16 protein-coding genes and 1 tRNA gene are annotated in these 13047 nt (G+C 68.4%); 10 read left to right on the top strand and 7 right to left on the bottom strand.

Going from position 1 to position 13047, the window contains the following annotated elements; genetic code table 11:
- Positions 1 to 6: 6 nt before the first annotated feature.
- Positions 7 to 978, bottom strand: coding sequence for a calcium/sodium antiporter (locus tag C458_RS16820; RefSeq protein WP_004064932.1), 972 nt, complete (start codon positions 976 to 978; stop codon positions 7 to 9).
- 174 nt (positions 979 to 1152) lie between these two features.
- On the opposite strand from C458_RS16820, the gene C458_RS16815 reads away from it, so the two are divergent.
- The 5 genes from C458_RS16815 (at position 1153) to C458_RS16795 (ending at position 6129) form a co-directional block, all read left to right on the top strand.
- Positions 1153 to 1962: a shikimate dehydrogenase gene (locus tag C458_RS16815; RefSeq protein ID WP_008577529.1), complete on the top strand. Its 810-nt coding sequence runs from the start codon at positions 1153 to 1155 to the stop codon at positions 1960 to 1962.
- 44 nt (positions 1963 to 2006) lie between these two features.
- On the top strand, positions 2007 to 2771 hold the full coding sequence (locus tag C458_RS16810; protein ID WP_008577527.1) for a helix-hairpin-helix domain-containing protein: 765 nt from the start codon (positions 2007 to 2009) through the stop codon (positions 2769 to 2771).
- A 114-nt stretch (positions 2772 to 2885) separates the two neighbouring features.
- The gene (pabB, locus tag C458_RS16805) at positions 2886 to 4427 is read left to right on the top strand and encodes an aminodeoxychorismate synthase, component I (RefSeq protein ID WP_008577525.1); all 1542 of its coding nucleotides are present in this window, start codon (positions 2886 to 2888) and stop codon (positions 4425 to 4427) included.
- The gene (locus tag C458_RS16800) at positions 4424 to 5143 is read left to right on the top strand and encodes an aminodeoxychorismate/anthranilate synthase component II (protein WP_008577523.1); all 720 of its coding nucleotides are present in this window, start codon (positions 4424 to 4426) and stop codon (positions 5141 to 5143) included. Before pabB ends, C458_RS16800 begins: the two co-directional genes overlap by 4 nt.
- Positions 5140 to 6129, top strand: coding sequence for an aminotransferase class IV (locus C458_RS16795; RefSeq protein WP_008577521.1), 990 nt, complete (start codon positions 5140 to 5142; stop codon positions 6127 to 6129). Before C458_RS16800 ends, C458_RS16795 begins: the two co-directional genes overlap by 4 nt.
- 30 nt (positions 6130 to 6159) lie before the next feature.
- Here the strand turns inward: C458_RS16795 and C458_RS16790 are convergent, their stop codons facing one another.
- From C458_RS16790 to C458_RS16770, 5 genes are all read right to left on the bottom strand, one after another.
- Complete coding sequence (locus C458_RS16790; protein ID WP_008577519.1) at positions 6160 to 6591, bottom strand: Rieske 2Fe-2S domain-containing protein; 432 nt, start codon at positions 6589 to 6591, stop codon at positions 6160 to 6162.
- Between the two features lie 79 nt (positions 6592 to 6670).
- On the bottom strand, positions 6671 to 6880 hold the full coding sequence (locus C458_RS16785; RefSeq protein ID WP_008577517.1) for a hypothetical protein: 210 nt from the start codon (positions 6878 to 6880) through the stop codon (positions 6671 to 6673).
- 359 nt (positions 6881 to 7239) lie between these two features.
- Positions 7240 to 7314 (bottom strand) — tRNA-Met (locus C458_RS16780).
- 60 nt (positions 7315 to 7374) lie between these two features.
- Positions 7375 to 7842, bottom strand: coding sequence for a GtrA family protein (locus C458_RS16775; RefSeq protein ID WP_008577515.1), 468 nt, complete (start codon positions 7840 to 7842; stop codon positions 7375 to 7377).
- Positions 7835 to 8620: a glycosyltransferase gene (locus tag C458_RS16770; RefSeq protein WP_008579573.1), complete on the bottom strand. Its 786-nt coding sequence runs from the start codon at positions 8618 to 8620 to the stop codon at positions 7835 to 7837. Before C458_RS16770 ends, C458_RS16775 begins: the two co-directional genes overlap by 8 nt.
- Before the next feature lie 95 nt (positions 8621 to 8715).
- Here C458_RS16770 and C458_RS16765 point away from each other — a divergent pair, with 95 nt between their 5' ends.
- Positions 8716 to 11079, top strand: coding sequence for a DUF2298 domain-containing protein (locus C458_RS16765; RefSeq protein WP_008577511.1), 2364 nt, complete (start codon positions 8716 to 8718; stop codon positions 11077 to 11079).
- Here the strand turns inward: C458_RS16765 and C458_RS16760 are convergent.
- Positions 11076 to 11336 carry an HAH_0734 family protein gene (locus tag C458_RS16760; RefSeq protein WP_004044233.1) on the bottom strand — a complete coding sequence of 87 codons (261 nt, stop codon included), beginning with the start codon at positions 11334 to 11336 and terminating at the stop codon, positions 11076 to 11078. The genes C458_RS16765 and C458_RS16760 overlap by 4 nt on opposite strands.
- Positions 11337 to 11535: 199 nt before the next feature.
- Between C458_RS16760 and C458_RS16755 the strand changes: the two genes are divergently transcribed.
- From C458_RS16755 to C458_RS16740, 4 genes are read left to right on the top strand one after another with little or no spacing between them, the layout of a single operon-like run.
- Positions 11536 to 11817 (top strand): 50S ribosomal protein L44e, encoded by a 282-nt coding sequence (locus C458_RS16755; RefSeq protein ID WP_004044234.1) that lies wholly within the window; start codon positions 11536 to 11538, stop codon positions 11815 to 11817.
- Between the two features lie 3 nt (positions 11818 to 11820).
- Complete coding sequence (locus C458_RS16750) at positions 11821 to 12015, top strand: 30S ribosomal protein S27e (RefSeq protein ID WP_004044235.1); 195 nt, start codon at positions 11821 to 11823, stop codon at positions 12013 to 12015.
- 18 nt (positions 12016 to 12033) lie between these two features.
- Positions 12034 to 12834 carry a translation initiation factor IF-2 subunit alpha gene (locus C458_RS16745; protein ID WP_004044236.1) on the top strand — a complete coding sequence of 267 codons (801 nt, stop codon included), beginning with the start codon at positions 12034 to 12036 and terminating at the stop codon, positions 12832 to 12834.
- A 4-nt stretch (positions 12835 to 12838) separates the two neighbouring features.
- On the top strand, positions 12839 to 13030 hold the full coding sequence (locus C458_RS16740) for an RNA-protein complex protein Nop10 (RefSeq protein WP_008577507.1): 192 nt from the start codon (positions 12839 to 12841) through the stop codon (positions 13028 to 13030).
- Positions 13031 to 13047 lie beyond the last annotated feature (17 nt).

The raw sequence follows: 13047 nt of genomic DNA, 5'->3' as shown, positions 1-13047 counted from the left end.
CACCGATTACGGGAGGATAAGCCAGAAGAAGACGAGATAGCCGCCGACGAGGATACCGCCGTCGAATCGGGACACGTTGTGGTTGCGGAGCATCAGCGCGATGACCCCGAAGGTGAACGCGAGGAGCGCCGGGAAGTCCAGCGAGATGGTGCTCGCGGGGACGTTCACGGGGACCATGATGGCGAGGATGCCGAGGACGGCGACGACGTTGTAGATGTTCGAGCCGACGACGTTGCCGATGCTGAACTCCGACTCGCCGCGGACCGCGCTGATGACCGACGCCGCGAGTTCGGGCAGCGACGTGCCGAACGCGAGGACGGTCAACCCGATGAATCGCGGACCGAATCCGAAGGCTTCGAGCAGTCCCTGCCCGCCCTGGATGAGCCAGTTCGAGCCGACGAACAGGAGGAGCAACCCGAGACCGAGATAGAGCACGTCCTTGAACTGCGCGGACACCTCGTCTTCGTCCTCGATGTCGATTTCGTCCGTGCCGAGGGCGTCGGCCTTCGCGGACCGCGCGCGGTAGAGCAGATAGCCCGTGAACGCGACGAGGATGAGCAGGAGGACGACTCCGTCGGCGGCGCTGAGGTTTCCGTCCATGCCGAGCGCGACGAGCGCGACCGCCGCGGCGATCATAAACGGGACGTGTCGGCGGAGCGTCGTCGTCGAGACGCCCATCGGCTGGATGAGCGCCGAGATGCCGAGCACGAGACCGATGTTGGCGATGTTGGAGCCGACGATGGCACCGAGTCCGAGGTCGGCGCTGTATCCCAACCCGCTCAGGACCGCGACGAACAGTTCTGGCGTCGTCGTCGCGAACGCGACGATAGTCACACCGACGATAGCCGCCCGGAGGCCGAGACCGATTGCGAGTCGGGAAGCGCCCTCGACGAGCGCTTCGGCCCCGAGATAAAGCCCGACGATACCCGCCACGAGGAGCGCGGTATCGAAGGAAAGCAAGGTTGCGAGTGCCGACATACGCGGGAGTAGACCGACGGGAGACCAAAAGCGCGCCGGTACACGGTACGTCCGCGACGAACTCTCACGGGAGCGCGAAGCCGGCCGCCCTCCGGTCTCGCGAGCGCGGTTCGAGTCCCGGCGGAATCCGACGCGGGCGGGCGAGTTATATCGTCGGCAGGTCACCTCCCGCCCATGCAAGTCTACGGTCTCGTCGGCAACCCGGTCGGCCACTCGCTGTCGCCGCCGATGCACGAGGCGGCCTACGAGGAAACCGGCCTCGACGCGCGGTACGTCACGTTCGAACCCGCCCGCGACGACATCGCGGCCGCCGTCGACGGCGCGGACGCCCTCGGCGTCTCGGGGCTGAACGTCACCATCCCGTTCAAACAGGACGTGCTCGAACTGGTCGACCCCGACCCGCTGGCCGAGCGCATCGGCGCGGTCAACACGGTCGATTTCGGCGGGGAGACGCCGACGGGCTACAACACCGACGCGGCGGGTGTCACCCGGTCGTTCGAGCGCCACGGCGTCGACCTCGACGGGACGGACGCCGTGGTCGTCGGTGCCGGCGGGGCGGGCCGCGCCGCCGCGTTCGCCCTCGCCGACGCGGGCGCGTCGGTCCACGTCGCCAACCGGACCGCCGAGACCGCGGTCGAACTCGCCGCGGCCGTCCCCGGTGCGACCGGCGGCGGACTGGACACGCTCGACCGGATTCGGGAGGCGGACGCCCTCGTCAACGCGACCAGCGTCGGGATGGAGTCACCCGACGAGACGCCCGTCTCCGCGGAGTACCTCCACGGCGACCTCGCCGTGCTCGACGCGGTCTACACGCCGCTCGAAACGCGACTCCTCCGCGAGGCGGCCGCGGCCGGCGCGGTCACCATCGACGGCGCGTGGATGCTCCTCTTGCAGGGCGTCGAAGCGTTCGAACTGTGGACCGGCCGCGACGCCCCCGTCGAGTCGATGAACGCCGCGCTCCGGAACCACCTCGAAAGCGACTGAGGCCGCCGGTTTTTAAATAACGGGATTGCATAGGAGAAGGTAACATGGGCTTGCTTGACACTATTTCGTCGTTCTTGAAATCCCTCGTTGGTGGCGACTCGTCGTCCTCCTCGTCGGACGGACGTGACGACACGGCGACCGTTACGGTCGAACGCGACACCAGAACCGAACGCGAGGAGCCGGACACCGAGACCGAGACCGCGGTGAAAGAGTCGGTCGAGGAGACGGAATCGGCGGACGAGACGGCGGACGAAGAGGCCGACGACGCGGTCGAACCCGAGGCCGACGCGGAGTCCCACGCGGACGACGAGGACACCCGCGACGACGCCGAGGTGGCGGCCGACGCCATCGAGGAAGCCGAACCGGAAGACGAAGCAGTCGAACCGGAGCCTGAGTCCGAGTCCGAGGTCGAAGTCGACGGCGAACCTGAGGTCGAGGACGAACCGGAACTCGAAGACGAGGACGAGTCTGAATCCGCCGCCGCCGACGAGGACGAGGTCGAAGACGAGGACGAACCCGAGGAACCGGACGAAGAAGGGACCGAAGCGGAAGACGCGACCGAGGACGAGGAATCCGACGACGCGGAGGTCGAAGACGAAGAGTCCGACGACGGGACGGCCGACGACGCCGACGCGCCCACCGTCGACACGATTCGCGGCATCGGCCCGGCGTACGCCGAGCGCCTCTCGGAAATCGGCATCGAGACCATCGCGGACCTCGCGGCGGCCGACGCCGACGAGGTCGGCGAGGAAATCGACGTGTCACCGAAGCGGGTCCAGCGCTGGATTGACCGCGCCGGCGAGGCGTAACCGACGCGCGCCCGGAAGCGACCGACGCGGCTGTTCTCCCGACTGACGACCGCTTTCGACAGCTCGTCGATACGTCGCGAAACCGTTTACCCGGCGGACGGACTGGTGTGGGTAATGACCGCACCGACCGTCGTCACCGACCGCGACGACTTTCGCGCGACCGCCGCGGTCGCGTCAGCCGGCGCGCGCGTCCCCGTCGAGGTCCGCGTCGCCGTCTCGGACCCCTTCGACGCCTATCGACGCGCCCGCCGGGATGCCGGCGGCTTCTTCTACGAGACGACCGGCGGGCAACCCGGCTGGGGAGCCTTCGGCGTCGACCCCGAAGCGCGCCTGACCGTCGACGACCCTACCGACGACCCCACCGCCGACGCCCCGACCGACGACGACTGGGGCGACCCCGGCGTCGACACCGCGCCGAGCCTCGCCGCGCTCGAATCGCTCGTCGATTCGGAGACGCTCGTCCGCGGCGACTGCGACGTGCCGTACCCCTGCGGCCTGTTCGGCTGGCTCTCGTACGACACGGCCCGCGAACTCGAATCGCTCCCCGAGCACACGACCGACGACCGGGGACTCCCGCACCTGCAACTCGGCCTGTACGACCTCGTGGCGTCGTGGGCGGACCCCCGGCCCGACGACGGCGAGACGACGCTTCGCGTCACCTGCTGTCCGGCCGTCGAGGCCGACGCGGACCTCGACGCCGTCTACGACGAGGCGCGGGGACGGGCGACCGACCTCGCCGTCGAGGCCGTCGAGGGCGACCCCGCCCCGGTCGCCGCGCCCGTCGAGGCCGACGAGGCGACGTTCGAGAGCGCCTGCGGCCGCGAGGCGTTCGCTGACCGCGTCCGCGCCGCGAAGCGGTACGTCCGCGACGGCGACACGTTTCAGGCGAACCTCTCCCAGCGACTCGTCGCGCCCGCCGCGGTCCACCCGGTGGACGCCTACGCGGCGCTCCGGAAGGTCAACCCCGCGCCGTACTCCGGCCTGCTCGAACTCCCCGGCGTCGACCTCGTGAGCGCCAGCCCCGAGCTCCTCTTGCGCGTCGAGGGCGACCGCCTCGTCACCGAACCCATCGCCGGCACTCGCCCGCGGGGGGCGACGCCCGTGGAAGACGAGGCGCTTGAGGCCGACCTGACGACCGACGAGAAGGAGCGCGCCGAACACGCGATGCTCGTCGACCTCGAACGCAACGACCTCGGGAAAGTCTCGGAGTACGGCTCGGTCGAGGTGACGGAGTACCGCCGAGTCGACCGCTACTCGGAGGTGATGCACCTCGTCTCGCTGGTCGAGGGGACCCGCCGCGAGGGGACCAGTCTGGCTGACGCCATCGCCGCGGTGTTTCCCGGCGGGACCATCACGGGCGCGCCGAAGCCCCGGACGATGGAGATAATCGACGAGCTCGAAGCCACCCGGCGCGGCCCCTACACGGGGAGCATGTTCGCCGTCGGCTTCGACGACCGCGCGGTGCTGAACATCGTCATCCGGACGCTCGTCCGCTTCGAGGACGAGTACCACCTCCGCGTGGGCGCGGGTATCGTCCACGATTCGGACCCCGACAGCGAGTACGACGAGACGCTGGCGAAGGCGCGGGCGCTCATCACCGCCATCGACGAGGCGCTCGGCGAGCGCGCGAGCATGGCCGTGGGGGCCGAGCGATGACGCGCATCCTCGTCGTCGACAACTACGACTCCTTTGCCTACAACCTCGTCCAGTACGTCGGCGAGGCGGTCGCCGAGGCGCGCGAGGAGCGGGCGGAGAGCGGAGACGGAGCCGTGGGCGGTTCGAACGCCGCGGACGACGTGCTCGTCTATCGAAACGACGCACTGTCGGCCGCCGACATCCGCGACATCGACCCCGACGGCATCGTCGTCTCGCCCGGTCCCGGCACCCCCGCGGAGGCCGGCGTCTCCGTCTCGGTCTTCCGCGACCTCGACTACCCGACGCTCGGCGTCTGTCTCGGCCACCAGTCGCTCTGCGCCGCCCTCGGAAGCCCCGTCGGCCACGCGCCCCACGTCGTCCACGGGAAGCCCTCGCTCGTCGAACACGACGGTTCGGGCGTCTTCTCGGGGCTGCCCGAGCGAATCGAAGTCGGCCGCTACCACTCGCTCGCGGTCGAACACGACGACGTGCCCCCCGAGTTGGCGGTGACCGCCTACACGGTCGCAGAGGACACAGACGCCGGCGGCTCCGACAGTGGAGAAGGCGACGAGCCCGCAGTCGTGATGGGCGTCCGCCACCGCGAAAAGCCCCACGTCGGCGTCCAGTTCCACCCCGAGAGCATCCTCACCGACTCGGGGAAGGACATCGTCCGCAACTTCGTCGCGCTCGCGGCCGGCGACGGCCCGGCGGCCGACGCGTGGGGTGCAGAGCGATGAGCGGCGACGGCGGCGAGCGAGACGGCGATAGCGACGAAGACGCCGGCGGGCGGTCGCTTCGCTACCACGTCGACGGCGACCTCGTCCCCGCCGAGTCGGCGTCGATTCCGGTCACGGACCGCGGCTTCCTCTACGGCGACGCGGCCTTCGAGACGCTCCGCGCCTACGGCGGCGAGGTGTTCCACTGGGACGCCCACGCCGACCGACTGGCCGAGACGTGCGACGTGCTCGGGATGGACCACGGGCTGTCCGACGACGACCTTCGCGCGCGAATCGACGAGACGCTCGCGGCGAACGACCTCGAGGAGGCGTACGTCAGGCTCTCGGTCACCCGCGGCAGTCAGGGCGGCCGCCTCACACCGGCCGAGGCGGTGGACCCCCGCGTCGTCGTCATCGTGGAACCGCTGGCTCGCGGCGGCCGCGGCTCCGACCCGGTGTGGGACGGCCCCGCGACGGTCCAGACCGTCAAGACCCGGCGCATCCCAGACCGGTCGCTCCCCGCGCGGGCGAAGACGCACAACTACCTCAACGGCATCCTCGCCCGCGTCGAACTCCGCGTCACCGGCGCGGACGAGGCGCTCATGCTCGACGCCGACGGCTACGTCACCGAGGGTGCGACGAGCAACCTCTTTTTCGTCGACGATAACGCGCTCTGTACGCCGAGTCTCGACGGCCCGGTCCTCCCCGGCATCACCCGCCGCGTCGTCCTCGACCTCGCTCGACAGGAAGACATCCCGATTCGGGAGCGCCGCTTCACGCCGGACGACGTGCGCGACGCGAACGAGGCGTTCCTCACGAACTCGACGTGGGAACTCCGACCCGTAGAGACGGTCGACGGCATCGAAGTCGGTGACGGCCCGGTGACGAAACTGCTCTCGCGGCTCTACGACGACTACGTTGAGCGACGCCACTACGGCGGCGACGGGGGCAGCGACGACGCCGACAACGGTGGCGACGCCGACAGCGTCAGCGGCGACGAGAACTGAGATCTGCTGTCGCGCCCGCCGCGCTCGCCCTCAGAACTCGACGTTCGAACTCGAACTCCGGTCGGCCGGGTCGGTCTCGATTTCGCCCTGCCCGACGTAGTCGAACTCGTCGTCCGAGAGGAAGACGTGGTCGCCGTCGACCGTGACGTCGAGGTCGTCGAGCACCGCGCCCTCGCACGGGCCGTAGTTGCAGTAGCCCGTGTCGGCCTCGAAGTACGCGCCGTGGTTCTGGCAGATGACCTCGCCGTTGCGCATCGGCGCGCCCGAGCCCTTGTCGAGTTTGATGTGCGTCAGGTGCATGCAGTAGTTCAGCCACCCTCGGATGCCGTCGTCGGTGCGGACGAGGATGGCCTCGCGCTCCTCGGCGTCACTGTCGGCGTCGTCGGCCGCGCGGACCCGAAAGAGAAAGGTCGTGTCGTCGGGCACGTCGCCGACCGCGCAGATTCGTTCGAGGTCGCTCATTGTGCTCTCGTTGGGTCGGGGTCGAAAATCTCCTTCGAAAGCGGTCGATTGGAGCGACGGCGCGAAGCCTCGCTCACTCTCATTCGTCAATGCCCATCCGAAAGAGGGAGTAAATCCAGTAGCCAGCACCCACGAACAGGAGGAATCCGAAGCTACCCACGAGGATATTGCCGGCTGCCAGTTGCCGTGTCCAACCGAACCCGAGTATCGCGATGATGGCGAGGAGTCCACCGAGTATCGCTCGCTGGATCGCAGACCAAAACTCTGTTCCCGAATCTGTAGAGGGCATACTCGGGTCGTACTCGCGGAGTAGTCATCAATATGTGTTATGAATCTGAGAATATCAGAGACTCGGGCCTCACGCAGTCGTGAGTTCGAGAACGTAGACGTAGACCTCCTTCGCACCGGTTCGCAGTGGTTTCCGGTTCAAATCAACTGAGCTATGCGGCCGACCTCGTGGGGCGCGCCGAGTCGAGACTCGGCGCTCAGGAGTTGCGGTCGGCAAAACCATAGCGGGAGGTAGATTTGAACGACGCGAATCTCGCTTCGCTCGATTCTCTGGTTCAAACTACCTGTTGCGATTACCACGAAAAACGGGCAGCCACAGCGCGATAAAACGCGCTGCTTGGGGTGTAGTTTTCAGGAGAATAGCGGGAGGTAGATTTGAACTACCGATCTCCGGGTTATGAGCCCGGCGGAATCTCCTGGCTATCCCATCCCGCTGAATCAACAAACGAGTCTGCTATTGTTAAGACTTCTGTTTCGGGAGCCGTGTGTCAATTTTCACCGTGAGTCGCGCTGACTCGAACGGGTCGCGATGCGCCACGTGAACAGGCTTTCTGCGACGTAGTTCAGGAGCATCGACGCGCCGATAGCGAGGGGCAGCGGGATGAGTTCCCAGAGGTCGATACCGGCGACCGGAATCGACAGCGGAACCTCGCCCAGCGCCCGGACGACGAGCACCTGCACGAGCAGGCCGCCGCTCCTGACGAGGTTCGACTTCACGAAGCGCCGCACCTTCGCGGCGAGCAGGTCCGAGCCCGCACCCGCGAACGTCCAGCGGTCGTTGATGACGAACATGACGACGATGGCGAGCTCCGCGCCGGCGAGCTTCGCGAGTTCGTTGGCGACGCCGAAAAAAACGATGAGGAGACTGCTCAGAGAGAGGTCGAACACCGCGCCGACCGCGCCTACGGAGGCGAACTTGCCGAAGCGAGTGCCGGAGACGAGCGCCGAGAGCCTGTCAGTCATCCGCGACCTCCGTCGAGAACTGCTCGACGAGGGTCCGTTCGTCGCTCCGCGCGTCGATGAGTTCGTGGAGGCGGTCCTCGCGAATCGTCCGGGCGCGGTGGCGCGACCGGAGCAACCCGCGGGCCATCTTGAGCGTCGTGTCGACCGGAGAGACCGTCGAGTTCGGCTGGTCCTCCCAGACGACCGGCACCTCGGCCACGCGGTGGCCGAACGCCCCCGAGACGGCGATGAGTTCGATGTCCCACGCGAACCCCGGCTCGTACAGGTGGGTCCGAACGTCGTTCCACGCCGCGGCGGTGACGGCCTTGGCGCCGCACTGGTAGTCGTACAGCGGGACCTCGGTCAGGTGGCGGGCCAGCCACGCGAAGCCGTCGCCGAGGTAGCGCCGCGCGACCGTCTGATGGGAGGCGACGGTCGCGTTCGGGTGGCGGCGCGACCCTACCGCGAGGTCGGCACCGTCGCGGACGGCGGCGACGACATCGGCCATCGACGCGGCCGGCGTGCTCCCGTCGGCGTCAGCGAACGCGAGGATATCCGTGCGAAGCGATTCGAACCCGGTGGTGATGGCCGCGCCCTTGCCGCGGCGGGCGTCGACGTCGTTCACGCGGGCGACGGCGGGGAGGGCGTCGAGGGCGTCGAGCGTCTCGGGCCGCGGCGCGTCGAGTTCGACGCGGACCGCATCGGGGTCCAGCGACTCGACGAGGGCGTGGACGTAGGGGACCAGACGCTCGGGGTCTGGTCGATAGGCGGGGACCACCACCCCGACAGACTGCGACATGCACGACCATTCACTCAATGGGGTAAAAAGCGAACCGCTCTGGCCGCACCGGCCATCACAAAACGTATTGCATCCGCGGCGCAGTCAACGGATAGATGGAGTACGCCCTCGTTGTCCGGTGGTTACTGCTGTTCGCAGCCCTCTGGGCGGTCGGCCTTCCCCTCTCGGCCCGCCTGTTTCGCCGCCTCCCCGGCCGCGGCGCCGGACTCGCCCTCCCCGTCTCGCTCGTCGCGGTGACCCTCCCGGCCTACTACGTCGGCCACCTCTCGTTCGGCCCCGTCGCCCTCGTCGCCGGCGTCGGAACGCTCCTCGTCGCGTCGGCGGTCGCCGGCCTCGACCTCGGCGCGCTTCGCCGCGGCGACTGCCGACTCGCACCCGGCCTCGACATCGACCGACGCGCCGTCGCCGACGCGGCCGCGGTGTTCCTCGTCGCCTTCCTGTTCGCCGTGGCGCTCCGCGCGCTCGACCCGGCGGTCCACGCCGGCGGCGGCGAGAAGTTCCTCGACTTCGGCCTCCTCCAGTCGCTCGCCCGCGCGTCGGTCCTCCCGCCGGAGGATATGTGGTTCGCCGGCGAGCCGGTCCGCTACTACTACGGCGGTCACCTCGCGTCGATTCTCCTCGCGCGGCTCACCGCCACCGACCCGTCGTTCGCCTACAACCTCGCGCTCGCCGGCTTCTTCGGCATCCTCGTCACCGCGGCGTTCGAACTCGGGCGCGGCGTCGCAACTGCCGCGGGCGCGAGCGGTCGACTCGGCGGCCTGCTGTCGGCGTTCTTCGCCGGCTTCGCCAGCAACCTCGTCACTGCGGGGCGGTTTCTCCTCGCCGCGCTCCCCGAGGGGTTGCGCCGGCCCGTCGCGCGGGCCGTCGCCGAGCGGTCACAATACACCGTTGAGCAGGTGCTCGCCGGGGCCTCGAACTTCTCGTACTGGAGCGCGAGCCGCGTGATTCCGGGCACCATCAACGAGTTCCCGCTTTTCGCGTGGCTCAACGGCGACCTCCACGCCCACATGATGGGCACGTCGTTTCTGCTCCTCGCGGCCGGCCTCGCCTTCGCGTACTTCCGGACGCCTGAAGAGGCGGGCGGCGAGCGCCGGCTCCTCGTCGCCGCGACGACGCTCGTCGGCGCGTTCCAAGTCGTCGTCGACACGTGGAGTTTCCCGTCGGTGTTCGGCGTGCTGTTCCTCGGAATAATCTTCGCGCCCGCACGCCCGTGGACGTTGTTCCCGGGGCGAGAGCGCGTTCGCTCGGCCATCGGCGGCTCGGTGGTCGCGGGCGAACTCGCCCGCCTCGGCGGCACGGTCGCGGCGGTCGGACTCGCGGGCGTCGCCGCCACCGTCCTCGCCAGTCCGTTCCTCCTCGGCGCGGTCGCGGGCGGGGGAAGCGCCCGGACGGTCGAGCTTCTGTCGCCCGACCAGCGAAGCGGGTTCGGCGCGCTGGCGCTCGTCCACGGGGCGTTCCTCGCGGCGTTCGCGGGCTACTACGTCCGCCGTCTCGGCGCGCAGGACGGACTCAGCGGGCGCGAGTGGGCCGTCCTCGTCGGGAGCTTCGCGGCGCTGACCGTCGTCGCGGCCGCCCAGTCGTTCGCCGCGCTCGCGCTCGTCGCGCCCCTCGTCGCCGTCGGCTGGGTGCTCCTCCGGTTCGCCGACGACCCGCAGTTCGAGACGGTGCTCGTCGTCGCCGGTGCGGGCCTCGTGATGCTCGTCGAACTCGTCTACGTGAACGAGCAGGCCGGGCCCGGTCGGATGAACACGGTGTTCAAGACGTACATGCAGGTGTGGGTGCTCTGGGGGAGCGTAATGGGGGCCGTGTTGGCCGGCTTCGTCGGCGACGCGGTCGCCGCGAGCGACGTGTCGCTTCCGAGGGGCAACCGCAGCGTCCGCGGGGGGGCGGTCCGCGCCGTCGGCGTCGGCTTCGTCGTTCTCCTCGTGGCCGCCACGTCGGTGTACGGCGGGCTGGCCGTCGCCGAGCACGCCGGCTCGGCCAGAGAAGAGGCGACGCTGGACGCAACGGCCTTCGCAGACTGGCGGCACGAAAACGAGTCGACGGCCATCGCGTGGCTCGACGAGACCGTCGAGGGCAACCCGACGATGCTCACCGCGCCGGGGACGAAGTGGTCCGAGGCGGTGACAGACAAACGCGAGGACGTCATGTACGACTGGCGCGGGAATCCCGAATCGAGTCTGACGGGCGTGCCGACGGTCGCCGGCTGGGCGCACGAAGTCGGCTACCGCGGCCCCGACGCGTACTACGACCGCGTGCGCGACGTGGACGCGATGTACGTCGGCAACGAGTCGACGCGGGCGCGGCTCATCGAGCAGTACGACGTGCAGTACGTGTGGGTCGGACCGGGCGAGCGCGCCCGCTACGGGGACATAGGGACGAACGTGGCGTGGCTGACGCCGGTCCACCGGTCGGGGTCGGTCGTGGTCTACGAGGTAGAAGAAGCGAGACTACCTTAGGCCGCGCCGCGCTCGCGGACGACCTCGACGGCCTCGGCGTCGACGCCCTCGGTTTCGAGCCAGTGCGGGACGAACTCGCGCTTTTCGAACGTCTCGCGCTCGTCTTCCGTGCCGGCGGTACACCACAGCTGGACGCGGTCGGGACCGTGCCAGTCGCCCTGTCGGTCGACCGAAAACAGGACGTACTCCTCGCCGTCGTACTCGATGACGCCGTCGCGCCGGACGCCGGGGTCGCCGTGGATGATGAGCTTCTTCATGTGCCGGGATTGGCACAGTCACCGCTTAATCGCTTCGGCTTCCGGCGTGCGGTGTGCGACGGGGGAGACCGCGGACGGTGCAGTCACCGTGGGCTGCCCACACGTAACACGGCGAACGCCCGGTCACGGCGGGTTCAGGCGCGTCGAACCAAACGGGTTTTAACGGGCCACACCAAAACCCACCACAAGGTCGATATCTATGCAGATGCCACGCCGTTTCAACACGTACTGCCCGAACTGCAAGGGTCACCACGAACACGAAGTGGAGAAGGTCCGGACGGGACGCCCGACCGGAATGAAGTGGAACGCCCGTCAGACGCGACGCGGCAAGGCCACTATCGGTAACGCCGGTAAGTTCTCCAAGGTGCCCGGTGGCGACAAGCCGACGAAGAAGACCCACCTGAAGTACATCTGTTCCGACTGCGGCAAGGCCCACATGCGCGAGGGCTGGCGCGCCGGTCGCCTGGAGTTCCAGGAGTAAATCATGGCAGGAAACTTCTACAAGGTCGCGTGCAGCGACTGCGAGAACGAACAGGTCGTCTTCGGAAAAGCCTCCTCGGTCGTCAACTGCGCCGTCTGCGGGACGACCCTCGCCACGCCGACCGGCGGCAACGCCGAGTTCCACGGCGAGGTCGTCGAGACGGTCGAGCGTCGCGACAGCGACGAACTTGAGGCGTAACTCCCCGGAGGACCTCGTATGAAGTACAGCGGATGGCCTGACCCCGGCGAACTCGTCGTCGGAAAGGTAGACGACATCGCGGACTTCGGCGTCTTCGTCGACCTCGAAGAGTACGAAGACAAACGCGGCCTCTGCCACATCAGCGAGGTCGCCAGCGGATGGATTAAGAACGTTCGCGACCACGTCCGCGAGGGACAGACAGTCGTCGCTAAAGTGCTCGAAGTCAACGAGAGTTCCCAGCAGATAGACCTCTCGATTAAGGATGTCAACGAGCACCAGCGCAAAGAGAAGATTCAGGAGTGGAAAAACGAGCAGAAGGCCGACAAGTGGATGGCGCTGGCGTTCGGCGAGGACATCGCCGACGACCGCTACCAGTCCATCGCCAACGCCCTGCTCGCAGAGTTCGAGTCGCTGTACGACGGCTTCGAGCAGGCCGCGATTCACGGTATCGAGGCGCTCGACGGCGTCGAACTCGACGACGACGAACTCGAAACCATCGTCGAGACCGCGCGTCAGAACGTGTCGGTCCCCTACGTCAACGTCACCGGCTACGTCGACCTGCGCTCGCCCGCTGGCGACGGCGTCGACGACGTGAAAGAGGCCCTCAAGGCCGCCGAGGGCGACGGCGAAATCGGCGACGAAATCGAACTGTCGGTCACGTACGTCGGTGCGCCCGAGTACCGCGTCAAGGTCAAAGCGCCCGACTACAAGACCGCCGAGACGGAGCTCGAATCGAGCGTCGCGCGGGCCCGCGAAGCCATCGAGGCCGCGGGCGGGACCGCGGAGTACCACCGCGAACGCAGCGGCGACGAAGAGTAATCGAATGAAATCAGACATCCGGGTGTGCAGCGCGTGGCGCGACCGCCACGACCGCCCGGTGTACTCGCTTTCTGAGACCTGTCCGGAGTGCGGCGCCGCCACCGAGAACAGCGCGCCCGCGCCCTACAATCCCGAGGACCCCCACGGCGAGTACCGCCGGACGCGAAAGCGCCGCCTCGCCGAGGAGTCAGGGTAGCCGGCTCCGGCTACCGA

Source organism: Haloferax sp. ATCC BAA-644 (assembly GCF_000336975.1).
Classification (GTDB): domain Archaea; phylum Halobacteriota; class Halobacteria; order Halobacteriales; family Haloferacaceae; genus Haloferax; species Haloferax volcanii.
This window is presented reverse-complemented; position numbering and strand designations above follow the sequence as displayed.

What these genes read in the sequence shown, in the direction of transcription:
- C458_RS16820 (WP_004064932.1), bottom strand. Translation starts at nt 978, where the DNA reads ATGTCGGCACTCGCAACCTTGCTTTCCTTCGATACCGCGCTCCTCGTG.
- C458_RS16815 (WP_008577529.1), top strand. Translation starts at nt 1,153, where the DNA reads ATGCAAGTCTACGGTCTCGTCGGCAACCCGGTCGGCCACTCGCTGTCG.
- C458_RS16810 (WP_008577527.1), top strand. Translation starts at nt 2,007, where the DNA reads ATGGGCTTGCTTGACACTATTTCGTCGTTCTTGAAATCCCTCGTTGGT.
- pabB (WP_008577525.1), top strand. Translation starts at nt 2,886, where the DNA reads ATGACCGCACCGACCGTCGTCACCGACCGCGACGACTTTCGCGCGACC.
- C458_RS16800 (WP_008577523.1), top strand. Translation starts at nt 4,424, where the DNA reads ATGACGCGCATCCTCGTCGTCGACAACTACGACTCCTTTGCCTACAAC.
- C458_RS16795 (WP_008577521.1), top strand. Translation starts at nt 5,140, where the DNA reads ATGAGCGGCGACGGCGGCGAGCGAGACGGCGATAGCGACGAAGACGCC.
- C458_RS16790 (WP_008577519.1), bottom strand. Translation starts at nt 6,591, where the DNA reads ATGAGCGACCTCGAACGAATCTGCGCGGTCGGCGACGTGCCCGACGAC.
- C458_RS16785 (WP_008577517.1), bottom strand. Translation starts at nt 6,880, where the DNA reads ATGCCCTCTACAGATTCGGGAACAGAGTTTTGGTCTGCGATCCAGCGA.
- C458_RS16775 (WP_008577515.1), bottom strand. Translation starts at nt 7,842, where the DNA reads ATGACTGACAGGCTCTCGGCGCTCGTCTCCGGCACTCGCTTCGGCAAG.
- C458_RS16770 (WP_008579573.1), bottom strand. Translation starts at nt 8,620, where the DNA reads ATGTCGCAGTCTGTCGGGGTGGTGGTCCCCGCCTATCGACCAGACCCC.
- C458_RS16765 (WP_008577511.1), top strand. Translation starts at nt 8,716, where the DNA reads ATGGAGTACGCCCTCGTTGTCCGGTGGTTACTGCTGTTCGCAGCCCTC.
- C458_RS16760 (WP_004044233.1), bottom strand. Translation starts at nt 11,336, where the DNA reads ATGAAGAAGCTCATCATCCACGGCGACCCCGGCGTCCGGCGCGACGGC.
- C458_RS16755 (WP_004044234.1), top strand. Translation starts at nt 11,536, where the DNA reads ATGCAGATGCCACGCCGTTTCAACACGTACTGCCCGAACTGCAAGGGT.
- C458_RS16750 (WP_004044235.1), top strand. Translation starts at nt 11,821, where the DNA reads ATGGCAGGAAACTTCTACAAGGTCGCGTGCAGCGACTGCGAGAACGAA.
- C458_RS16745 (WP_004044236.1), top strand. Translation starts at nt 12,034, where the DNA reads ATGAAGTACAGCGGATGGCCTGACCCCGGCGAACTCGTCGTCGGAAAG.
- C458_RS16740 (WP_008577507.1), top strand. Translation starts at nt 12,839, where the DNA reads ATGAAATCAGACATCCGGGTGTGCAGCGCGTGGCGCGACCGCCACGAC.